20 protein-coding genes, 2 tRNA genes and 1 pseudogene are annotated in these 20784 nt (G+C 66.7%); 20 read left to right on the forward strand and 3 right to left on the reverse strand.

Features of this window, described 5'->3' with window-relative positions:
* Together ACT6QK_RS11215 and ACT6QK_RS11220 are read left to right on the forward strand one after the other, a co-directional pair.
* A partial coding sequence (locus ACT6QK_RS11215) for a S16 family serine protease (RefSeq protein ID WP_444597910.1) occupies nt 1–1316 on the forward strand: 1316 nt, incomplete at its 5' end.
* Nucleotides 1317–1433: 117 nt separating this feature from the next.
* Nucleotides 1434–1510: transfer RNA gene (locus ACT6QK_RS11220), tRNA-Val, on the forward strand.
* Nucleotides 1511–1624: 114 nt separating this feature from the next.
* Here ACT6QK_RS11220 and ACT6QK_RS11225 read toward each other — a convergent pair.
* Complete coding sequence (locus ACT6QK_RS11225) at nt 1625–5023, reverse strand: autotransporter outer membrane beta-barrel domain-containing protein (RefSeq protein WP_444597911.1); 3399 nt, start codon at nt 5021–5023, stop codon at nt 1625–1627.
* A gap of 243 nt (nt 5024–5266) precedes the next feature.
* Between ACT6QK_RS11225 and ACT6QK_RS11230 the strand changes: the two genes are divergently transcribed.
* The 3 genes from ACT6QK_RS11230 (at nt 5267) to ACT6QK_RS11240 (ending at nt 7720) form a co-directional block, all read left to right on the forward strand.
* Nucleotides 5267–6157: an SPFH domain-containing protein gene (locus ACT6QK_RS11230; RefSeq protein WP_444597912.1), complete on the forward strand. Its 891-nt coding sequence runs from the start codon at nt 5267–5269 to the stop codon at nt 6155–6157.
* A gap of 29 nt (nt 6158–6186) precedes the next feature.
* Entirely contained in the window at nt 6187–6357 is a 171-nt protein-coding gene (locus ACT6QK_RS11235; protein ID WP_444597913.1) for a hypothetical protein, read from the forward strand.
* A gap of 112 nt (nt 6358–6469) precedes the next feature.
* Nucleotides 6470–7720: a glycosyltransferase gene (locus ACT6QK_RS11240; protein ID WP_444597914.1), complete on the forward strand. Its 1251-nt coding sequence runs from the start codon at nt 6470–6472 to the stop codon at nt 7718–7720.
* A gap of 83 nt (nt 7721–7803) precedes the next feature.
* Here the strand turns inward: ACT6QK_RS11240 and ACT6QK_RS11245 are convergent.
* Nucleotides 7804–7880, reverse strand: a tRNA-Asp gene (locus ACT6QK_RS11245).
* Between the two features lie 134 nt (nt 7881–8014).
* Complete coding sequence (locus ACT6QK_RS11250) at nt 8015–9580, reverse strand: AbgT family transporter (protein ID WP_444597915.1); 1566 nt, start codon at nt 9578–9580, stop codon at nt 8015–8017.
* A gap of 208 nt (nt 9581–9788) precedes the next feature.
* Here ACT6QK_RS11250 and ACT6QK_RS11255 point away from each other — a divergent pair, with 208 nt between their 5' ends.
* The 15 genes and pseudogenes from ACT6QK_RS11255 to ACT6QK_RS11325 all read left to right on the forward strand — a co-directional run bounded on the left by ACT6QK_RS11255 (nt 9789) and on the right by ACT6QK_RS11325 (nt 20730).
* Nucleotides 9789–10166: an NADH-quinone oxidoreductase subunit A gene (locus ACT6QK_RS11255; protein WP_444597916.1), complete on the forward strand. Its 378-nt coding sequence runs from the start codon at nt 9789–9791 to the stop codon at nt 10164–10166.
* Complete coding sequence (locus ACT6QK_RS11260; RefSeq protein WP_444597917.1) at nt 10157–10774, forward strand: NuoB/complex I 20 kDa subunit family protein; 618 nt, start codon at nt 10157–10159, stop codon at nt 10772–10774. Before ACT6QK_RS11255 ends, ACT6QK_RS11260 begins: the two co-directional genes overlap by 10 nt.
* Nucleotides 10775–10851: 77 nt before the next feature.
* Entirely contained in the window at nt 10852–11457 is a 606-nt protein-coding gene (locus ACT6QK_RS11265; RefSeq protein ID WP_444597929.1) for an NADH-quinone oxidoreductase subunit C, read from the forward strand.
* A 101-nt stretch (nt 11458–11558) separates the two neighbouring features.
* A pseudogene (locus tag ACT6QK_RS11270) lies at nt 11559–12737 on the forward strand (NADH-quinone oxidoreductase subunit D).
* 163 nt (nt 12738–12900) lie between these two features.
* The gene (nuoE, locus tag ACT6QK_RS11275; RefSeq protein ID WP_444597918.1) at nt 12901–13563 is read left to right on the forward strand and encodes an NADH-quinone oxidoreductase subunit NuoE; all 663 of its coding nucleotides are present in this window, start codon (nt 12901–12903) and stop codon (nt 13561–13563) included.
* Entirely contained in the window at nt 13560–13829 is a 270-nt protein-coding gene (locus ACT6QK_RS11280; RefSeq protein ID WP_444597919.1) for a hypothetical protein, read from the forward strand. Before nuoE ends, ACT6QK_RS11280 begins: the two co-directional genes overlap by 4 nt.
* On the forward strand, nt 13829–14050 hold the full coding sequence (locus tag ACT6QK_RS11285) for a hypothetical protein (RefSeq protein WP_444597920.1): 222 nt from the start codon (nt 13829–13831) through the stop codon (nt 14048–14050). The genes ACT6QK_RS11280 and ACT6QK_RS11285 overlap by 1 nt, the downstream gene beginning before the upstream one ends.
* Nucleotides 14050–15363, forward strand: coding sequence for an NADH-quinone oxidoreductase subunit NuoF (gene nuoF, locus ACT6QK_RS11290; protein ID WP_444597921.1), 1314 nt, complete (start codon nt 14050–14052; stop codon nt 15361–15363). Before ACT6QK_RS11285 ends, nuoF begins: the two co-directional genes overlap by 1 nt.
* A 173-nt stretch (nt 15364–15536) precedes the next feature.
* On the forward strand, nt 15537–15893 hold the full coding sequence (locus ACT6QK_RS11295; RefSeq protein WP_444597922.1) for a hypothetical protein: 357 nt from the start codon (nt 15537–15539) through the stop codon (nt 15891–15893).
* On the forward strand, nt 15893–17938 hold the full coding sequence (gene nuoG, locus ACT6QK_RS11300) for an NADH-quinone oxidoreductase subunit NuoG (protein ID WP_444597923.1): 2046 nt from the start codon (nt 15893–15895) through the stop codon (nt 17936–17938). Before ACT6QK_RS11295 ends, nuoG begins: the two co-directional genes overlap by 1 nt.
* 4 nt (nt 17939–17942) lie before the next feature.
* Nucleotides 17943–18248 (forward strand): hypothetical protein, encoded by a 306-nt coding sequence (locus tag ACT6QK_RS11305; RefSeq protein ID WP_444597924.1) that lies wholly within the window; start codon nt 17943–17945, stop codon nt 18246–18248.
* The gene (gene nuoH, locus ACT6QK_RS11310) at nt 18248–19318 is read left to right on the forward strand and encodes an NADH-quinone oxidoreductase subunit NuoH (RefSeq protein WP_444597925.1); all 1071 of its coding nucleotides are present in this window, start codon (nt 18248–18250) and stop codon (nt 19316–19318) included. Before ACT6QK_RS11305 ends, nuoH begins: the two co-directional genes overlap by 1 nt.
* Before the next feature lie 5 nt (nt 19319–19323).
* Nucleotides 19324–19533: a hypothetical protein gene (locus ACT6QK_RS11315; RefSeq protein WP_444597926.1), complete on the forward strand. Its 210-nt coding sequence runs from the start codon at nt 19324–19326 to the stop codon at nt 19531–19533.
* Nucleotides 19533–20024: an NADH-quinone oxidoreductase subunit NuoI gene (gene nuoI, locus ACT6QK_RS11320; RefSeq protein ID WP_444597927.1), complete on the forward strand. Its 492-nt coding sequence runs from the start codon at nt 19533–19535 to the stop codon at nt 20022–20024. Before ACT6QK_RS11315 ends, nuoI begins: the two co-directional genes overlap by 1 nt.
* Before the next feature lie 76 nt (nt 20025–20100).
* Entirely contained in the window at nt 20101–20730 is a 630-nt protein-coding gene (locus tag ACT6QK_RS11325) for an NADH-quinone oxidoreductase subunit J (RefSeq protein ID WP_444597928.1), read from the forward strand.
* Nucleotides 20731–20784: the final 54 nt, after the last annotated feature.

Below are 20784 nucleotides of genomic sequence, written 5' to 3' on the forward strand. Positions count from 1 at the left end.
CCAAGTCGATCGCCAAGGCCACCGGGCGTGAATATGTCCGCATGTCCCTGGGCGGGGTGCGCGACGAGAGCGAGATCCGCGGCCACCGCCGGACCTATATCGGCTCCATGCCCGGCAAGATCATCCAGTCGATGAAGAAGGTGAAGACCACCAACGCCTTCATCCTGCTGGACGAGATCGACAAGCTGGGCGCCGACTGGCGCGGCGACCCGTCGTCGGCCCTGCTGGAGGTGCTGGATCCGGCGCAGAACAATGCGTTCGGCGACCACTACCTCGAGGTCGACTACGACCTGTCCAACGTCATGTTCGTCACCACGGCCAACAGCCTGAACATGCCCCAGCCCCTGATGGACCGGATGGAGATCATCCGGGTCAGCGGCTACACCGAGGACGAGAAGGTCGAGATCGCCAAGCGCCACGTCCTGCCCAAGGTCACGACCGACAATGGTCTGAAGGCCGAAGAGCTGGTCGTGCCGGAAGACACGATCCGCGACCTGATCCGCTACTACACCCGCGAGGCCGGGGTGCGTTCGCTGGAACGGGCCTTGGGCGGACTGGCCCGCAAGGCCGTGCGCGAGATGTCCAAGACGGGCGTGACCTCGATCACCGTGGATGCGGCCAAACTGGCCGAGTATGCGGGGGTGAAGAAGTTCCGCTATGGCGAGACCGACGAGGAGGATCAGGTCGGCATCGTCACCGGTCTGGCCTGGACCGAGTTCGGCGGCGACATCCTGACCATCGAGGCGATCAAGATGCCGGGACGCGGTCGGATGACCGTCACCGGCAACCTGAAGGAGGTGATGAAGGAGTCGATCTCCGCCGCCGCCTCCTACGTCCGGGCGCGCTCGCTGAGCTTCGGCGTCAAGCCGCCGCTGTTCGAGAAGACCGACATCCACGTCCACGTGCCGGACGGCGCCACGCCGAAGGACGGCCCGTCCGCCGGCGTCGCCATGACGGTGGCCATGGTCTCGGTCCTGACCGGCATCCCGATCCGCAAGGATATCGCCATGACCGGCGAGATCACCCTGCGCGGCCGGGTCACCGCCATCGGCGGCCTGAAGGAGAAACTGCTGGCCGCCCTGCGCTCCGGCATCAAGACCGTGCTGATCCCGCAGGAGAACGAGAAGGATCTCGCCGACGTGCCGGACAATGTGAAGTCGGCGCTGGAGATCGTGCCGATCTCCACGGCCGACGAGGCGCTGAAGTGGGCCCTGACCGGCACCCTGACGCCGGTCGAATGGGACGAGGTCGCCGAGCCCCTGACCCCCGCGGCCCCGCCGCCGGGCGGCGAGGCCGGCGCCGTCGTCAGCCACTGACGACCGCAACGACGGACGAGACGGCCCGGGGGCGATCCCGGGCCGTTTTCGTTTTCGGGTTCGTGCCGGGGGCTTGAACCGGCGGGCCGGGGAGGGCACAACCCGCGTCCGGGGTGAGGGCGGCTAGCTCAGCTGGTCAGAGCATCTCGTTTACACCGAGAGGGTCGGCGGTTCGAACCCGTCGCCGCCTACCAATTTCAGGCGCTGACGCTCGCCCCGCGGGCGCTCGTTGCCAGAGCGCAGGCGCAATGAAAAAGGCCGCCGGAGCGATCCGGCGGCCTTCGTCGTCTGGTCTTGATCCGATGGGATCAGAACATGAAGCTGGCCCGCAGCAGCAGGGTGTAGCGGATGTAGTCTTCCAGCTGTTCGGCGTCGGCGTTGATCGACAGCATGCCCAGTTCGTTGCCGACCGACAGGCGGAAGCCGGCGATCAGGCCGCCGCCCTCGACCGCCTGGGGCGTCAGACGGAAGTCGGGGCCGTTGCTGTTGACAAAGCGGCCGATGGTCTCGCCCGCGTCGACCGAGAGGTTCTGACGCCAGCCGAGACGGACCTCGGGACGGATCCAGCCGTTGGTGCCGAAACCGTAGCCGAAGTTGACGGCCGCGACGGTGGAGAAGATGTGGCCCTCGCGCTCGTCGATCTCGAGATCGAAGCCGTCGCCGCCGCCGCTTTCGACGCGGGAGTCCTCGTTCAGACCGAAATACTCGGCATAGACCTCGGGGCGGATGTTGAACCGGCCGAAGTTGCGCTCGTAGGAGGCGCCGCCGGCCAGAGCCAGAGTGAAGCCGCTCCATTCGGAGGTGTTGTTGATGTACAGCCCCTCGCCGACGAGCGAGCGCTTGGCCTCGAAGCTGGCGTAGCCGCCGGCCGCCCGGGCCCAGGTCGTCCAGTTATGGCCCTGGGCGCGCCAGTCGAGGCCCAGCTCGATCAGGTTGGCGGACAGAACCTCTTCCGCCTCGGCCTCGGGGTCCTGGATGTCCGAAGATGTGAAGGCCACCGAGACGCCCAGGGCGCCCAGGCCCGTGCCGCGCTCGACCCCGCCCGCGACGCCGAAGCCCTCCGAGCGGAAGCCGGAGGTGTCGGTCTTGTCCTTGTCGGCGTAGAAATTGATCTCCTGAACCCAGGCGCTGGTCTCGCCCTCGGCGGCCGAGGCGTTCCGGCCGGTCAGGGCGCGCGTGACCGCTTCAACGCCCGATGCCAGCGACATCAGCGGACCGCCCGAGTGGTCCGGCAGCATCTGTTCGTAGAGATTGATGAAGCCGTCGCGCTCCTTCTGGGCCAGGAAGGCCTGGAGGATCGAGCTGTTGTCGTCGAGGGCGGAATAGAAGGCGTCGTAGGCCGACACCTCCACGCCCGTCAGATTGATCTCCTCGGCGCTGCGCCGGCGGGCATTGGCGTAGACATCACCGGCGGCGACGTCCGCGGTGATGCCGACGACGAAGAGATAGGGGGAGTTGGCGTTGATCGACGCCAGATCGACGGCGCCGTAGTTCAGAGTGGCGGCGTCGATGATCTTGAACTGCTGCTGTCCCTCGATCAGCGAGGCGAAGTTGACCCCGAGACCCGCGCCGTCGGCGAGGGTGGCGTTCCCCGAGACGATGAATCCGCCCGAGGATGCGTTCTTGGGATCGACCGTGACGATCAGGTCGCCCTCCGAGCCGACATTGAGGCTGGTGACGTTCAGCGCCGTGGTTTGACGCGCGTCCAGCGTGCCCTTGGACACGTCGATGGTCAGCTGGCCGTCGGTGTCCGACAGGGCGCCCTGATACCGCGCGCCGCCCGAGATGGAGAGGGCGTCCGCTCCGGCCCCGAAGGCGATGTCGCCGATGACGGTTCCGTTCTGGAGGCTGACGGTGTCGCTGCCGGATCCAAGCAGGATTGAGCCGTAGAGCACCGGCTCGTCCTGATCGTAGACGCCGTCGTTGTCGTCGTCGTTGTCGTCGGTGTCTGCGCCGTCGAGGACGCCGTCGTTGTCGTCGTCGGTGTCCGTATTGTCCAGGATGCCGTCGCCGTCGGTGTCGAGGTTGGTGCGACCCACCGCGCCGGACTGAACGAAGCTGACCCCGCTGGTGTTCGCGCGCAGGTCGAGCGCGATGGCCTTGCCGGTGACGACCTCGTTGGCCGGGTCGGTGTCGTCGTCATCCGTATCGGTCGTGCCGTCGGTGGCCGAGATGGCGGCGTAGATGCCGCCTTGGTTGACGATGCTGGTCAGCGAGCCGGAGAGATCGCGGATGGCGTAGGCCGTCGCGGCTTCGCCGGCGACTGCCGCCGTGATCGTGCCGGTGTTCGTGATCGAGGGCAGGGACGCCCCGGCCTGGATCAGAACGCCGGTCACGGTGTCCGCATTGTCGGTCTGGGACTGGGCCAGAACGGTTCCGGAGTTGACGAACCGGGGCGTGGTCGCCCCGGCGCCGAGCTCGATCGCGGTGGCGTCCGCCGTATTGGCCGATGCGGTGATGGCTCCGGAGTTGCGAATCCCCCCGGCGATCGTCGTGGGCTGACCCCGGCCGCCGATCTGGACGGCCCGGGCGTCGACGTCGGCATAGACGCCCGTGCCGGTGATGCTGCCTTCGTTGACCAGGCCGTAGTTCAGGTCGCCCGCGCCCAGGACGCCGACCGTGACGGCGCTGGTGGTCGAGCCGATCTGCAGGGCCGGTGCGCCGCCGATCGACGTGAGCGCCGATGTGCCTTCGCTGGCGTCCAGGATGCCGTCGCCGTCGCGGTCGGTGTCGTCAGAGTTCTTGACGCCGTCGCCGTCGTCGTCCTCATCACCGTTCTTGACGCCGTCGCCGTCATCGTCGCCCGTCGCCACGAGCGTCGCCGGAGCGGCGCCCAGCAGGACGCCCCCGGCCACATTGGCGGCGATCCGGACCGCAGGGCCGTTCTGCAGCAAGTCGTCGGCGTCGAGATCCTCGAGAACCAGGGTTTCCTTGGGAACATTGGTGAAGCCGACGCCGCTGGTCGGAGCGGTCGTGTAGCGATAGCCCGTGGTCGATACACCGCCCTGAATCTGGACACGCCCGCCGACATTTCCGTCAACGGCGACGCCGACGGCGTTCGCGCCGTTCGTGCTGATCGCGCCGCCGGAGACCAGAACCGACCCCGACACCGGACCCGTCGTGCGGACGCCGTAGCTGTTGTCGCCGGTCACGGTCACGCTGCCGAACAGCTTCATGTCGCCGATCAGGCCGCTCTGCAGCAGGATCCCGTAGGAGTCATTGCCGCGAACGCTGATCGAACTGCCGCTCTCCATCAGGATGGAGCCAGTGACCGGCTGGGCGCCGACCACGCGCAGGCCGGCGCGATCGCTGCCCGCAGCGAACTGTCCGTCGAGGTCGCCGTCGCCGTCCGTGTCGGTGGCGGCCGCATTGGCGTCGATCACCGTGATGGCGCCGCCGATGGTGATGTCGGCGGTCGTGCCGCCGTTCACGAGAATACCGGTCGAGCCCGACGCGGAATTGTTCATCGTGATGGTGCTGCCGCTGTCCAGATCGACCGAGTGGTTCGAATCGACCGTGACGGCCGCGCCGCTCGTGACCTCAATCCGGCCTCCGCTCGCCAGACGGATAGCGTCGGCCGCCGTGCCGGTCGCATTCGAGGTCTGGATCGGCGTGGTGCGCGTGTTGGAGATCACGACCTCGGCCTGCACGCCGGTCGCGACCATCAGGGGGGCGAGCGCCGCGGCGGCCGCGAGAAGTTTACGCATTCGATCAAACAATCCCTGTGGACGCTCAGGCCCAGTGTAGACTCAAGTCCTGTGTAGACGCAGGCGCATGGCAGCGGCGACCTCTAACAGGGGCCGCGCCAGAGTGCCTCAAGTTTCTCGAATTTGAGGCGAATGCAAGGCCGAAGGCGGCGGATTCGACCGCACGCCGGTTGACGACGGCCAAGCGATGCAATACCAAAGTGATATCACTTTGATCGCGCTGTCGATCGCAGGGAGGGAACCATGTCGAACACGAGATCCACCGAACGTCCGGCCCGCACGTCCAACGGGATTGTGATGCTGTTGCTGGGGCTGGCCATGATGGTGGGCGGGCCCATTCTGGTGGCCCAGTCGCCGGGGACGCTGCTCTTCGTCGTCGCCGGCATCACGATCTGCGTCGTCGGTTTGCTGGTTCTGTGCGGCCTCTATTCGCTGCAACCCAATGAGGGAACGGCCATCTTGCTGTTCGGAGAGTATCGCGGCACGGATCGCAAGACCGGCCTGCGCTGGGTTCTGCCCTGGTACAGCCGCAAGAAGATCTCGTTGCGGGCCCGCAACGTCACCAGCGACAAGCTGAAGGTGAACGACAAGCGCGGCAACCCGGTCGAGATCGCCGCCAACGTCGTCTGGCGCGTGCAGGACTCGGCCCAGGCCCTGTTCGACGTCGACGACTATCAGGCCTTCGTCAACATCCAGATCGACACGGGTCTGCGCGACATCGCCTCCCACTATGCCTACGACCACGGCGAACATGTCGAGGGCGCGGATCAGGAACTGACCCTGCGCGCCGACGCCGAGGATGTCGCCGCCCGCCTGCGGGACGAACTGGCCAAGCGGGTCGAAGCGGCCGGCATCGCGGTGGACGAGGCGCGTCTGGCCCACCTGGCCTATGCGCCGGAGATCGCCGGGGCCATGCTGAGGCGCCAGCAGGCGGAGGCCGTTTTGGCGGCCCGCCGCCTGATCGTCACCGGCGCGGTGGGCATGGTCGAGACGGCGCTCGCCGATCTCAACGAACGCGGCGTGGTGGACCTCGACGAGGACCGCAAGGCGGCCATGGTCTCCAACCTGCTGGTGGTGCTGTGCGCCGACCGTGAGGCCCAGCCGGTCGTGAACACCGGAACCCTGTACGGCTGATGCCGGCGCGGTCGCGCAAGCCCTTTCTGATGCGCGCCTCTTCGGGGGTGATGGCGGCCGTCGAGAAACTCGCGGCCGCCGAACTGCGCTCGGTCAACGCCCAGGTCGAGGTGCTGCTGCGCGAGGCCCTGGCGCGACGCGGCCTGTCCGTCGCCGAGCGCGCCGAGGTCGAGACTCGCGAGGATGACGATAGCGCTTGAGCTTGACCGCAAGCGCGGCTACGGCGCCGTCATGGTTCGCTCCAGATCGTCCGCACGCATCCGAAAGCCTGCGACGCGCGTTGGGGCGGCGGACCCCACGGAGCGATCTTCCATGAGCCTGACCGACCTCGACGTCCAGGAAGGCGAACTTCAGCTGATCCCCGGGCTCGATGAAGAGGTCGCGGCGACCCTGAAGGCGCTCCGGGCCTCGGCGGACGATCCCCGGCCCCGGCTGGTGGACACCACCATGCTGTACGCGCCTCGGTCGGGCGGGGTGAAGCGGTACCTGCTATCGAAGAAGGCCTGGCTGGCCGAGAACCGGCCCGGCGTGGCCCACTCCCTGATCGTGCCGGGCGCACGGCATCAGGCTGGGCCCGATGACATCGTCAAGCTGAGGGCGACCAAGCTGCCGTTCGGCGACGGCTATCGCTGGCCGACCTCCGTGCGCCGCTGGGGCGCCTGGGTGGCGTCGATGAAACCGGCCCTGATCGAGGCGGGCGACCCCTACCCGCCGGGGCAGGGGGCGATCGAGGCGGGCCAGCGCGCCGGATGCCCGGTCATCGGCTTCTGCCACTCCGATCCGGCGGGTCTCGCGGCGCTGCACTTTGGCGAATGGGCCAAGAAGCCGGTCGAGAAGCGCTGGGCCCGGCTGTTCTCGCAGTTCGACCGCGTGATCTCGCCCAGCCGGTTCATCGCCAGCCGTCTGGAAGAGGCCGGCGTCGGCAATATCGTCATCCGGCCTTTGGGGGTGGAGATCGACACCTTCCGCCCCGATCGCGGAGATCGGAACTGGCTGCTGAAGAAGCTGGGGCTGGGCGCGGACGCCCGCCTGCTGTGCTTCGCCGGCCGGCCGGCCAAGGAAAAGAACATCGATGTGCTGATCGAGGCGGTCCAGAAACTGGGCGCGCCCTATCATCTGGTGCTGGTCGGCGCCGGAACGGGCATGCCTCCGGAGGACCGGGTCATCGCCCTGCCGTATGAAAAAGACCCCAAGGCGGTCGCGCGGATCATCGCCAGCTGCGACGCCTTCGTCCACGCCAACGACAAGGAGCCGTTCGGCCTGATCGTGCTGGAGGCCATGGCCTGTGGCCGCCCCGTCGTGGGGGTCAACGCCGGGGGGGTGGCCGAGACCGTGACCCACGAGGTCGGCCAACTGGCCCGTTCGGCCGACCCCGACGACTACGCCGAGGCCGTCGAGGCTCTGTTCGCGCGCGACGTCGAGGCGTTGGGACAGGCGGCGCGGGTCTATGCCGTGGAGCGGTTCGCCTGGAGCCGGGTCTTTGAGGACCTGTGCATGGTCTATGGCGACGTCAGCGGACGTCCGGACTTCGTGCAGCCGGCGACGGACTGGGCCGTTCACTGACGCGGGGCGCGTCGGGGGCCGTAAACGGGTGGTATTCGGGATTTGAAGGGGGCGGACGCGCCACTTCCTGCGATTACAAGAAGTGGCGCGAGTGACGGGGCTCGAACCCGCGACCTCCGGCGTGACAGGCCGGCACTCTAACCAACTGAGCTACACCCGCATTCCCGGCCGCGAAGCAGTGCGTCGCGGCGAGGGGCGTCGTTTAGGCGGGGGCGGCTTCCCCTGTCAAGCGACCCCTGCGGACATTTCCGACTTTCTCGACGAACCCCGTGCTTTCTCCTGGGAGGTCCCGTGTCATGGCGCGGCCGGGGCCGCGGCGGCGAGCGGCGGCGGGGTGTAGTGCACCCCCACGCCCGGCCCCAGAGGCAGGTCCAGCGCCACCCAGGCGGCCACCATCAGCAGGCCCGCGACGAGGAAGGCCCCCGCATAGGGCAGCATGGTCGCCATCAGCGATCCCAGGCCGAAGGATCGGTCCCACCGCTGGGCGAAGGTCAGGATCAGCGGGAAGTAGCTCATCAGGGGCGTGGCGATGTTGGTGACCGAATCTCCCATCCGGTAGGCGGCGGTGGTCATCTCCGGGCTGATCCCCAGCAGCATGAACATCGGCACCACGATGGGGGCGAGGGCCGACCACTTGGCCGAGGCCGAGCCGATGAACAGGTCGAAGAAGCACGAGACCAGCACCACCGAGATCAACAGCAGGGGCGTCGGCAGGGCTAGGGTCTTCAGGCCCGCGGCGGCGTTGACCGCCAGGATCGGGCCGAGGCCAGACCAGTTGAACATGGCCACGAAGTGGGCGGCGAAGAAGGCCAGGACGATATAGGGCGCCAGCTGGGCGATGCCCTCGACCATCATCCGCACCATGTCGCGATGGGTCTTTACGGTGCCTGACCCTGCGCCGTAGGCGCCGCCCGCAACGAAGAAGGTCGCGGCGAAGAAGGCGACGAGAGACTTGTAGAGCGGGTTGTAGGTCTGTCCGGCTTCGGCCTCGGGATCGACGAAGGGGGAGCCGGGCAGGAGGGTGATCGCGGTCCAAAGGGCGATCATGCCCAGGACGGCCAGCCCGGCCCAGGCCAGGCCCTTCTTCTGTTCGGGGGTGAGGGGCGCGCGCTCGGCCTCGGCGGTGGCGGGGACGACCGCGCCGGGGGCAGGGGACCATTTGCCCAGTCGCGGTTCGATCACCCGGTCGGTCAGGAACCAGACGATCGGGGTGAAGACGATCACCACCCCGACGATGAAGAACCAGTTGCCGGCGATGTTCACCGAATAGGTCGGGTCGATCAGCCGGGCGGCAGGCTCGGTGATGCCGAGAATCAGGGCGTCGGACGCGCCGGGGAAAAGGTTGCCCGCATATCCGCCCGAGACGGCCGCGAACCCGGCGGCGAGGCCGGCCAGGGGGTGACGGCCGGCTGCGGCGAAGATCACCGCCGCCAGAGGGATCACCACGACATAGGAGGCGTCCGACGCGTGGTGCGACACCATCCCCACCACCACGACCACCGGGGTCAGGATGGCCTTGGGCGCGTTCAGCAGGGCGCCCCGGATGGCGGTGGCGAACAGGCCGGTCCGCTCGGCCACCGAGGCGCCGTAGATGATGGTCACCACGATCGCCAGCGGCGGGAAGTCGGCCAGGGTGCGCGGCATGCCGATGATGAGCTTCTCGAGGTTCTCGGCCGACAGCAGGCTCTTGGCCGCCATGGTCTCGCCGGTGACGGGATTGACCGCCGACCAGCCGAGACCGGCGCCGACCAGGCTCAGGGCGATCAGGCCGAGGATCAGCCACAAAAACAGAAAAACGGGGTCCGGCAGACGGTTTCCCGTCCGTTCGATGAACCCCAGAAAGCCGCGCGTCTCGGTCATGAATCGTCCCTGCCGCCCCCTCGGTCGGGGCCTTCATAGTCAGGACGGATCGTCGCGCCCGAGGCAACTGCGACAAATGCGACCGACTGCGAACCGTTCGCAGGAAAATCCTTTGCCCGCTTGGGTTTGAACGGCGGCGCTCTTGGGTCTAAGAAGCGCCGAATCCGCCGTCCTCCCCAGCACGCGGATGGCGTACGAGGTCTCTCGAATGAACGAATTTCTGCTTCAGTACCTGCCGATCGTGATCTTCATCGGTCTCGCGGCGGTGATCGGCGTCCTGTTCATGGTCGCAGCCTGGCTGATGGCGCCGTCGAACCCCGACTCTGAAAAGCTGTCGGCCTATGAGTGCGGCTTCAACGCCTTCGACGACGCGCGCATGAAGTTCGACGTCCGGTTCTATCTCGTCTCCATCCTCTTCATCATCTTCGATCTGGAAGTGGCCTTCCTCTTCCCCTGGGCCGTGTCGATGTTCGACCTGTCCAAGGGCGGCATGGTCTTCGCCTTCTGGTCGATGATGGTCTTCCTCGGCGTCCTGACCGTCGGCTTCATCTACGAATGGAAGAAAGGCGCCCTGGAATGGGAGTAGCCCCCAACACCGTGGCGGCGGGCAGCGGCCTGGTGACCGCCTCGGGCCAGCCGATCGCGTCGAGCTATGGCCTGGCCGCCCGTTCGCGGGTGGAGGGCTACGACCCGGCCCTGCACGACAAGTTCTTTGAGGCGGTCAACACCGAGGTCGCCGAGAAGGGCTTCCTGACTGCGCCGCTCGACGACGTCATCACCTGGGCCCGCACCGGCTCCCTGATGTGGATGACCTTCGGTCTGGCCTGCTGCGCCGTGGAGATGATCCAGGCGTCGATGCCGCGCTATGACCTGGAGCGGTTCGGGATGGCTCCTCGCGCCAGCCCGCGTCAGTCCGACCTGATGATCGTCGCCGGCACCCTGACCAACAAGATGGCTCCGGCCCTGCGCAAGGTCTATGACCAGATGCCGGACCCGCGCTACGTCCTGTCGATGGGGTCCTGCGCCAACGGCGGCGGCTACTACCACTACAGCTACAGCGTGGTGCGCGGCTGCGACCGGGTCGTGCCGGTGGACGTCTATGTGCCCGGGTGCCCGCCGACGGCCGAGGCTCTGGTCTACGGCCTGTTGCAGTTGCAGAAGAAGATCCGTCGCACGGGGACGATCGAACGATGAGCGGCGAGATCCTTTCGCTGGGCACGGTCGAGCAGATCGAGGCCCATACGGCCGTCCTGACCCCGTTGGGGCAGGAGATGGTCGCCGAGCTGGGCGTGGACGCCAGCGTCGCCTTCGGCGAGCTGACCCTGACCTGCCATCGGGATCGCATCATCGAGGTGCTGACGGACCTGCGCGACCGGTTCGGCTTCCAGCAGCTTATCGACCTGTGCGGCGTGGACTATCCCGAGCGGGCCGAGCGGTTCGACGTGGTCTATCATCTGCTGTCGCTGACGCGGAACGCCCGGGTGCGGGTGAAGGTCTCGACCGATGAGGTCCAGCCGGTGCCGAGCGCCATTCCGGTCTATCCGGCGGCGGGCTGGTTCGAGCGCGAGGCGTTCGACATGTACGGCATGATCTTCTCGGGCCATCCGGACATGCGTCGGCTGCTGACCGACTATGGGTTCCAGGGGCATCCGCTGCGCAAGGACTTCCCGATGACCGGCTATGTCGAGGTCCGGTACGACGAGGAACAGAAGCGGGTGGTCTATGAGCCCGTCAAACTGACCCAGGAATTCCGCAACTTCGACTTCCTGTCTCCGTGGGAAGGCGCCGAGTATCCCGGCCAGATCCTGCCCGGCGACGAAAAGGCGGCGCAGGCGGCTGCGGCCGGCAAGGCCGCGCCTTCGGGAGGGAAAGCCTGATGGCCGACGGACACCCCAGCGCCGCGATCGGTTCGGACCTCGACATCTGGGAAACCGGGCACGGGGTCGACCACGACACGCGTACCCAGCACGCCCGCGAGATGGACGATCGCAAGTTCACCATCAACTTCGGCCCGCAACACCCGGCCGCCCACGGCGTGCTGCGTCTGGTGCTGGAGCTGGACGGCGAGGTGGTGGAGCGGGTCGATCCTCACATCGGCCTGCTGCATCGCGGCACCGAGAAGCTGATGGAGGCCCGCACCTACCTCCAGAACATCCCTTATCTGGACCGCCTCGACTATGTGGCGCCGATGAATCAGGAGCATGCCTTCTGCCTGGCCATCGAGCGGCTGCTGGGGCTGGAGGTGCCGTATCGCGGCCAGCTGATCCGGGTGCTGTATTCCGAGATCGGGCGCATCCTGTCGCACATGCTGAACGTGACGACCCAGGCCCTGGACGTCGGCGCCCTGACGCCGCCGCTGTGGGGCTTCGAGCAGCGCGAGCAGCTGATGGTCTTCTATGAGCGGGCCTGCGGCGCGCGTCTCCACGCCAACTATTTCCGGCCCGGCGGGGTGCATCAGGACCTGCCCTCGGCCCTGATCGACGACATCGACGCCTGGTGCAAACAGTTCCCCGGCAAGCTGGCGGACATCGAGGCCCTGGTCACCGAGAACCGCATCTACAAGCAGCGCAACGTGGACATCGGCGTGGTGTCCAAGGAACAGGCCCTGGCCTGGGGCTTCACCGGCGTGATGCTGCGCGGCTCCGACATCGCCTGGGATCTGCGCAAGTCGCAGCCCTATGAGTGCTATGCGGACCTCGACTTCGATGTGGTGGTCGGCAAGCACGGCGACTGATGGGATCGCTACCTCTGCCGCATCGAGGAGATGAAGCAGTCGGTCCATCTGATGGAGCAGTGCATCCACAAGCTGCGCAACTGCCCGGGCGAACCGGTGCTGGCCGAGGACAACAAGCTGGTCCCGCCGCGCCGCGCCGAGATGAAGCGATCGATGGAAAGCCTGATCCACCACTTCAAGCTCTACACCGAGGGCTTCAAGACGCCTCCCGGCGAGGTCTATGCGGCCGTCGAGGCGCCGAAGGGCGAGTTCGGCGTCTATGTCGTGTCCGACGGCACCAACCGGCCGTATCGCGTCAAGCTGTCCGCGCCGGGCTTCCGCCACCTGCAGGCGATGGACTGGATGAACCGCGGCCACATGCTGGCCGACGTTTCGGCCATCCTCGGTTCGCTGGACATCGTGTTCGGGGAGGTGGACCGGTGAGTATGTGTCCCACCGTCATCCTCGGGCTTGACCCCAGGATTGGATCATCCGCAGCGGGCATGACGAGGACGGCGCGCGCTGTCGCCACTTTGCGTCGACCCACTATTCTTTTCGTTGACCGTCCGACCCTCGGGTCAAGCCCGAGGGTGACGGAGGTGTGTGAATGAGCGTTCGTCGTCTCGCCAAAGAACAGCCCGCCTCGTTCGCCTTCTCCAAGGCGACCAAGACCAAGCTCGACTGGTGGATACAGAAGTATCCCGCCGACCGTCGCCAGTCGGCGGTCATCCCGGGCCTGTGGCTGATCCAGAAGCAGGAGGGCTGGGTGTCCGAGCCCGCCATCCGCCTGCTCGCCGACTATCTCGGCATGGCCTACATCCGGGTGCTGGAGGTCGCGACCTTCTACACCATGTTCATGCTGGAGCCGGTCGGCTCGGCCGCCCTGATCCAGGTCTGCGGCACGACGCCCTGCATGCTGCGCGGTTCGGGTGAACTGATGAGGGTGTGCAAGAGCCGGATCGGCCCGAAACAGACCCTGTCGGCCGACGGCAAGTTCTACTGGGAAGAGGTCGAGTGCCTGGGCGCCTGCTCCAACGCGCCCATGGCCATGATCAACGACTACTATTTCGAGGACCTGACGGCCTCGGACATGGAAAAGATCATCGACGACTTCGCCGCCGGCAAGACGCCCAAGCCCGGCCCGCGTGTCGATCGCGTCAACGCCGCGCCTCAGGGCGGGGCCCGGACCCTGACCGATCCGAAGCTGTATGACGGCTCGGCCGCGAAGAAGATCAAGAAACTGCCGAACTCCGAGCCGGTGAAGGCATGACGCTTCCCGATCTCAACACGGACGAGGGCAGGGCGGCGTATCGCGCCGAGCTCAAGCGCGTGGGTTGGCCCCTGCGTCTGGGCGGGCTGGCGCTGATCGTCGCCGCCGCCCTGGTGATTGTCGCTGCCCGTCAGGGCTGGATCGCGGCCTATGAGCTGGCGACCAACGCCGGCTACGCCATGCTGGCGCTGGGCTGGGCGCTGGTGCTTGCGGCCATCTTCGTGCGCACCCGATACAATCGCCGCCGTCTGTCGGGGGAACTGTGATGGCCGACCGCAAGCCCCTGAACGATGCGCAGCGCAAGACGCTGGCGCTCATGCCGATCGGTTCGGCCCTGCTGGTGATCGGCCTCGTTCTGGCTGTGGTTGTCGAGACCACGTCGCCATGGATGGTCTGGCTCGGCTGGGGTCTGCTGGCGGCCGGCGCCGCTCTGGAAGTGGCGGTTCTGGTCCGTCTGTTGAAGCTGAATAAAGAGGACCGCTCCTGATGGTCGGGATCCTGGAAGACAAGGACCGCATCTTCACCAACCTGTACGGGCTCCAGGACTGGGGTCTGGAAGGCGCGAAGACCCGCGGCTGCTGGAACGCCACCAAGGACATGCTGGACCTTGGGCGCGACTGGATCATCAACAACGTCAAGGCGTCCGGCCTGCGTGGCCGCGGCGGCGCCGGCTTCTCCACGGGTCTGAAGTGTTCCTTCTTGCCCAAGGAAGTGAAGGACCGGCCTCACTACCTGGTCGTCAATGCCGACGAATCCGAGCCCGCAACCTGCAAGGACCGGGAGATCATGCGCCATGATCCCCACCTGCTGATCGAAGGCTGTCTGATCGCCTCCTTCGCGATGCAGGCCCACGCCTGCTACATCTATCTGCGCGGCGAATATGTGCTGGAACGGGAGCGCATGGAGACGGCGGTCAAGCAGGCCTATGAGGCTCGCCTGATCGGCAAGAACAACGTCCACGGCTGGGACTTCGACGTCTATATCCACCACGGCGGCGGCGCCTATATCTGCGGTGAAGAGACGGCTCTGCTGGAATCGCTGGAGGGCAAGAAGGGCCAGCCGCGCCTGAAGCCGCCGTTCCCCGCCGGCGCCGGCCTCTATGGTTGCCCGACCACGGTGAACAACGTCGAGTCGATCGCCGTCGTCGGCACGATCCTGCGTCGCGGGGCCGACTGGTTCGCCGGCTTCGGCCGCCCGAACAACACCGGCACCAAACTGATGTCCCTGTCAGGGCATGTGATGACGCCCTGCGTGGTCGAGGAGGCCATGTCGATCCCGCTGCGCCAGCTGATCGAGGATCACGGCGGCGGCGTGCGCGGCGGCTGGGGGCATCTGAAGGCGATCATGCCCGGCGGCGCGTCCTGCCCGGTCATCACGCGCGAGCAGGCCGAAGTCGCCCTGATGGACTTCGATTCCATGCGTGAACACCGTTCGTCGCTGGGCACCGCCGGTGTGACGGTGATGGATGAGTCCACCGATATCGTGAAGGCGATCGCCCGCATCAGCTACTTCTTCAAGCATGAGAGCTGCGGCCAGTGCACGCCCTGCCGCGAAGGCACCGGCTGGATGTGGCGCGTTCTGGAGCGGATGGCCGTGGGCGAGGCCGATCCGTCAGAGATCGACCTGCTGCTCGACGTCGCCGGTCAGGTCGAGGGCCACACCATCTGCGCCCTCGGCGACGCCGCCGCCTGGCCCGTTCAGGGTCTGATCCGGCACTTCCGTCACGAGATCGAGGACCGCATCTCCGACTACCGCAGCCGCCGCGCGAACTTCGCCGGCCACGCGATCGCGGCGGAGTAGGGATGAGGTCTCTCGCCGACATCACCGTCACCCTTGGGGTCGACCCGAGGGCCGGGCGTTCCGGAGGACGTGCAGACGTGCGTGGCGCGATGTCGCCGCGCGTCCTCGCTCGTGCGCGCCGACGTCCGATCCTCGGGTCAAGCCCGAGGATGACGGTATGTGGGTTGGGGGCCATGTCCGTGCTCCTGCTTTCCGCCTGTGGTCAGCCCGCCGAAAAGGTCGAGGCCCCCGAAGCCTCCTCCGTCGCGCCGACGACGACCCCGGTCCCGGTCCCCACAACGGCGACCGATCTCGAGGGCGCCTGCCGCGACGTGGTCGACCGCATGTTCGGCCAGACCGGCGACGCGGTGACCTTTAAGGGCGCGGGCGAGGGCAGGGCGGACGTATCCTGGCCGGCGCCGGTGGATGGCGGCGTGCTGAGTTTCGAATGCCGGGCTGACGGCGATCGCGTGGGCCTGTTCCGCGACGGTCGCGAGATGTCCGTTGATGTCCAGATGGCGGCTCCCGCCGCCAAACAAGAGGCCCGCTGATGCCCGTCGCCAAGGTCAACGGCGTAGAAACCGAGTTCGAGCCCGGCATGACCGTGCTCCAGGTCGCCGAGCGCGCCGGGCAGGAAATCCCGCGCTTCTGCTATCACGAGCGGCTGTCGATCGCCGGCAACTGCCGCATGTGCCTGGTCGAGGTGAAGCCCGGACCGCCGAAGCCGCAGGCGTCGTGCGCCCTGCCGGCCGCCGATGGCCAGGAAATCTTCACCGACACGCCGATGGTCAAGAAGGCGCGCGAAGGGGTGATGGAGTTCCTGCTCATTAATCACCCCCTCGACTGCCCGATTTGCGACCAGGGCGGCGAATGCGACCTGCAGGACCAGTCGGTCGGATATGGCCGCGACGGCTCGCGCTATTCGGAGAACAAGCGCGCCGTCGAAGAAAAGAACATGGGTCCGACGGTCAAGACCTTCATGACCCGGTGCATCCAGTGCACCCGCTGCGTCCGCTTCATCTCCGAGGTGGCGGGCGTGCCGGACATCGGCATGATCTCGCGTGGCGAGGACGCCGAGATCACGACCTATCTGGAAAAGAACATCGACTCGGAGCTATCGGGCAACGTCAACGACCTATGCCCGGTCGGCGCCCTGACCCATCGGCCGTGGCAGTATCACTACCGCCCGTGGGAGCTGAAAAAGACCGAGACCATCGACGTCATGGACGCCCTGGGTTCCAACATCCGCGCCGATTCCAAGGGCGCCGAGGTGATGCGGGTGCTGCCGCGCGTCCATGAGGGCATCAACGAGGAATGGCTGGCCGACCGCAGCCGTTACGCCGTCGACGGCCTACAGAAGCGCCGTCTGGATCGGCCCTGGGTGCGCGAGAACGGCAAGTTGCGCGCCGCGTCCTGGGACGAGGCCCTGTCGGTCGTGGCCGCGAAGCTGAAGGCCGCTCCGGCGAACCGGATCGGCGCCATCGCCGGCGACCTGCAGGACGCGGAGTCGATGAAGGCGACGCTGGACCTGTTCCGCGCCCTGGGCTCGGCCAACACCGACTGCCGTCAGGACGGTGCGGCCCTGGGCGAGGGCCCGCGCGAAAGCTGGCTGTTTAACTCGAGCCTGCAAGGCATTGAAAACGCCGACTATGTCCTGCTGGTGGGCGTCAATCCGCGTACCGAGGCGCCGCTGCTGAACACCCGGCTGCGCAAGATCTGGCTGGCCGGAAAGGCCGAGATCGCCGTCGTCGGCGAACAGGCTGACCTGACCTACAAATACAGCTGGCTGGGCGCCGGGGCGAAGACCCTGGCCAAACTGCCCAAGGCGGCGACCGACGCCCTGGCCAAGGCCGAGCGTCCGGCGATCATCGTCGGTTCGGCGGCCCTGTCGGGCGCCAACGGTGCGGCGGTGCTGAACGCCCTCGGCACCCTGGCGAAGAAGTCGGGCGTCATCGCTGACGGCTGGAACGGCTTCAATGTCCTGCATTCGGCGGCCGCGCGCGTGGCCGGGCTCGACATGGGCTTTGTCCCGGCGGACGGCGGTCTGACCGTCGCGGAGATGCTGAAGCCCGACGCCCTGGACGTGCTGTTCCTGCTCGGCGCCGACGAGGTCAATGCGACGGCGTCGAACGCCTTCCGCGTCTATCTGGGCAGCCACGGCGACAACGGGGCCCACGGCGCCGACGTCATCCTGCCAGGCGCGGCCTATACCGAGAAGTCGGGCCTGTATGTGAACACCGAAGGCCGGGTGCAGATGGCCGAACGGGTCGTCTTCCCCAAGGGCGACGCCAAGGAAGACTGGGCCGTCATCCGCGCCCTGTCCGAGCGCGTCGGCCAGACCCTGCCTTATGACAGCCTGAACCAACTGCGTTCGAAGCTGATGGCGGACCATCCGACCTGCGGCCGCATCGCCTATCTGGCTACGTCCGCGACCTTCGATCCGTCGAAGCTTGGCGTGAAGGGCGACCTGGGCGACAGCGCCTTCCACACGGCGACGCTGGACCCGTATCTGAACAACCCGATCGCGCGCGCCAGCGCGACCATGGCCGAACTGAGCGCCCAGCGCGTTCAGCCGGCCGCGATGGCGGCGGAGTAAGGGCGTGCAGGGCGCAGACATTCCTCCCTTGGCCTGGGTGGCCTTTGGCGGCGCGTGGATCGTCGGCCTGACGCTTTTCGCTTGCCTGTTTCTGATCACACGCCGGCTTGGCGTGTCGTGGCAGAAGCATTTTGGCGGTTATTCTCTTAGCTCGACGGACACTTCTCGGATCGGTCGGATGCTGTTCGGACGAGAGGCTCCCCCGGCTGACGCCAAGGTTGAGTCCTTGCTTTGGCTTGTACGGGGTTGCTGGTTGGCGATGACGGTTCTGATTATTTCGTTCGCTCTTCTGCTGGCCGGGGTCGCCTGATGGAATTCTGGTCTTCTCCCCTCGGCTGGTTCATCTTCACCACGGGCATGATCCTGCTGGTGACCGTCGGCGTGCTGATCGCCGTGGCCTTCCTGCTGCTGGCCGACCGCAAGATCTGGGCGGGCATCCAGATGCGCAAAGGACCCAACGTCGTGGGTCCGTTCGGCCTGCTCCAGTCCTTCGCCGACATGATCAAGTTCGTGCTGAAGGAGATCGTCGTGCCGGCGGGCGCCGACAAGGCGGTCTTCCTGCTGGCGCCGGTCATCACCGTCATCACGGCCTTCATCACCTGGGCGGTCATTCCGTTCGCGCCGGGCTGGGTGATCTCGGACCTGAACGTCGGCATCCTCTACATCTTCGCGATCAGCTCGCTGGGCGTGTACGGCATCATCATGGGGGGCTGGGCTTCGAACTCGAAGTATCCGTTCCTCGGCTCGCTGCGGTCGGCGGCCCAGATGGTGTCTTATGAGGTCTCCATCGGCCTGGTGATCATCAACGTCATCCTGCTGGCCGGAACGATGAACCTGTCGGAGATCGTGACGCAGCAGGACGGCTGGATCTGGAACTGGTTCGCCTTCGGCGGCGGAGCCGACACCTGGCCCACCATCGTCATCATGTTCCCGATGGCGATCGTCTTCTTCGTCTCGGCCCTGGCCGAGACGAACCGCCCGCCGTTCGACCTGCCCGAGGCCGAGTCCGAGCTCGTGGCCGGCTATCAGGTCGAATATTCCTCGACCCCCTATCTGCTGTTCATGATGGGCGAGTACGTGAACATCATCTTCATGTGCGCGATGATCTCCATCCTGTTCTTCGGTGGATGGAACCCGGGCTTTGATGTCGAACTGATCGGCCTGAGCCAGTGGCCGGAATGGATCGCCAACCTGTTCTACCTGCTGGTTCTGTGTGTGAAGATCGTCTTCTGGTTCTTCATGTTCGCGGTCGTGAAGGGTTTCGTGCCGCGCTATCGCTATGACCAGCTGATGCGTCTGGGCTGGAAGATCTTCCTGCCGACCTCGCTGGTGGCGGTCGTGGGCGTCTCGGCCTGGCGCGTCTTCGTGGTGGGGGCGTGATCCGCATGACCCTGATCGCCGTCTCTGCATTCGCGACCTCGGCCTGCGCCTTTCCGCGGGCCTATGACCCCGAGCCGACCTCGGTCTACCAGTGGGAGCGTCGCCAGGAGGATATCCAGCGGCGCGAGGCCGAACGTGTCCGCCTGTGCGGAATGATGAACAAGGACAGCGACCGCTACAAACGCGATTGCCGCCGTCCGGGAGACCCGAACTGATGCTGGCCCGACTGACCCAGACCCTGACGGGGGCCCTGCTGATCGCCGCCGTCGGCGCCGTCGGCCTGACGGTGCGCGAGATGTTCCGTCCCAAGATGACGGTCAACTATCCGTTCGAGCGCAACCCGCAGTCGCCGCGCTTCCGGGGCGAGCACGCCCTGCGCCGCTACGCGAACGGCGAGGAACGCTGCATCGCCTGCAAGCTGTGCGAGGCCATCTGCCCCGCCCAGGCCATCACCATCGAGGCCGAACCGCGCGCCGACGGCAGCCGCCGCACGACCCGCTACGACATCGACATGGTCAAATGCATCTACTGCGGCCTGTGCCAGGAGGCCTGCCCGGTGGACGCCATCGTCGAGGGGCCGAACTCCGAGTTCGCCACCGAGACGCGCGAAGAACTGTATTTCGACAAACAACGCCTGCTCGACAACGGCGACCGCTGGGAACGGCAGATCGCGAAGAATCTGGAACTCGACGCGCCTTACCGTTAAGGCCCGTCTCGCTTGAACCGGCCGCCGATTCCGAGAGGGAAGGGCGGACGAAACTGAAGGGGGCTCGGTCCCGCCCATGCTGCAAGGCATAGCGTTTTATCTGCTGGCGACGATCGCCGTGATCTCGGCCCTTCTGGTCGTGACCGCGCGCAATCCCGTGCACTCGGTCCTGTTCCTGATCCTGACCTTCTTCTCGGCGGCGGGCCTGTTCGTGCTGATGGGCGCCGAGTTCCTCGCCATGCTGCTGGTGGTCGTCTACGTCGGCGCCGTGGCGGTGCTGTTCCTGTTCGTCGTCATGATGCTGGACGTGGACTTCGTGCGGCTGCGCGAGGGCTATGCGCGCTACCTGCCGTTCGCGGCCATCATCGCCCTGGTGCTGCTGGTCGAGATGATCGTGATCTCGGTGACGGTCGCCTCGGGCGGCGCGGCGGCGGGGGCCACGGCCCCGGCGGTCGGCACCGAGGACATGTCGAACATCGAGGCCATCGGCCGGGTGCTCTATACGGACTATGTCTACTTCTTCCAGGCCGCCGGGATCGTGCTGCTGATCGCCATGATCGGCGCCATCGTCCTGACCCTGCGCCACAAGCCGGGCGTGCGTCGCCAGAAGATCCACGATCAGGTCACGCGCGACGCCAAGACCGCCATCGAGATCAAGAAGGACGTCCAGACCGGCGTCGGCGTCAGCCCCGAGGAGCTTCACTGATGATCGGCCTGCAGCACTATCTGGCCCTGGGCGCCATCCTGTTCACCATCGGGG

Source organism: Brevundimonas sp., assembly GCF_052436175.1.
Classification (GTDB): domain Bacteria; phylum Pseudomonadota; class Alphaproteobacteria; order Caulobacterales; family Caulobacteraceae; genus Brevundimonas.

Excerpts from the sequence above, each read along its gene's own strand:
- ACT6QK_RS11225 (WP_444597911.1), bottom strand. The coding sequence starts at position 5,023 with ATGCGTAAACTTCTCGCGGCCGCCGCGGCGCTCGCCCCCCTGATGGTC.
- ACT6QK_RS11230 (WP_444597912.1), top strand. The coding sequence starts at position 5,267 with ATGTCGAACACGAGATCCACCGAACGTCCGGCCCGCACGTCCAACGGG.
- ACT6QK_RS11235 (WP_444597913.1), top strand. The coding sequence starts at position 6,187 with ATGCGCGCCTCTTCGGGGGTGATGGCGGCCGTCGAGAAACTCGCGGCC.
- ACT6QK_RS11240 (WP_444597914.1), top strand. The coding sequence starts at position 6,470 with ATGAGCCTGACCGACCTCGACGTCCAGGAAGGCGAACTTCAGCTGATC.
- ACT6QK_RS11250 (WP_444597915.1), bottom strand. The coding sequence starts at position 9,580 with ATGACCGAGACGCGCGGCTTTCTGGGGTTCATCGAACGGACGGGAAAC.
- ACT6QK_RS11255 (WP_444597916.1), top strand. The coding sequence starts at position 9,789 with ATGAACGAATTTCTGCTTCAGTACCTGCCGATCGTGATCTTCATCGGT.
- ACT6QK_RS11260 (WP_444597917.1), top strand. The coding sequence starts at position 10,157 with ATGGGAGTAGCCCCCAACACCGTGGCGGCGGGCAGCGGCCTGGTGACC.
- ACT6QK_RS11265 (WP_444597929.1), top strand. The coding sequence starts at position 10,852 with ATGGTCGCCGAGCTGGGCGTGGACGCCAGCGTCGCCTTCGGCGAGCTG.
- nuoE (WP_444597918.1), top strand. The coding sequence starts at position 12,901 with ATGAGCGTTCGTCGTCTCGCCAAAGAACAGCCCGCCTCGTTCGCCTTC.
- ACT6QK_RS11280 (WP_444597919.1), top strand. The coding sequence starts at position 13,560 with ATGACGCTTCCCGATCTCAACACGGACGAGGGCAGGGCGGCGTATCGC.
- ACT6QK_RS11285 (WP_444597920.1), top strand. The coding sequence starts at position 13,829 with ATGGCCGACCGCAAGCCCCTGAACGATGCGCAGCGCAAGACGCTGGCG.
- nuoF (WP_444597921.1), top strand. The coding sequence starts at position 14,050 with ATGGTCGGGATCCTGGAAGACAAGGACCGCATCTTCACCAACCTGTAC.
- ACT6QK_RS11295 (WP_444597922.1), top strand. The coding sequence starts at position 15,537 with ATGTCCGTGCTCCTGCTTTCCGCCTGTGGTCAGCCCGCCGAAAAGGTC.
- nuoG (WP_444597923.1), top strand. The coding sequence starts at position 15,893 with ATGCCCGTCGCCAAGGTCAACGGCGTAGAAACCGAGTTCGAGCCCGGC.
- nuoH (WP_444597925.1), top strand. The coding sequence starts at position 18,248 with ATGGAATTCTGGTCTTCTCCCCTCGGCTGGTTCATCTTCACCACGGGC.
- ACT6QK_RS11315 (WP_444597926.1), top strand. The coding sequence starts at position 19,324 with ATGACCCTGATCGCCGTCTCTGCATTCGCGACCTCGGCCTGCGCCTTT.
- nuoI (WP_444597927.1), top strand. The coding sequence starts at position 19,533 with ATGCTGGCCCGACTGACCCAGACCCTGACGGGGGCCCTGCTGATCGCC.
- ACT6QK_RS11325 (WP_444597928.1), top strand. The coding sequence starts at position 20,101 with ATGCTGCAAGGCATAGCGTTTTATCTGCTGGCGACGATCGCCGTGATC.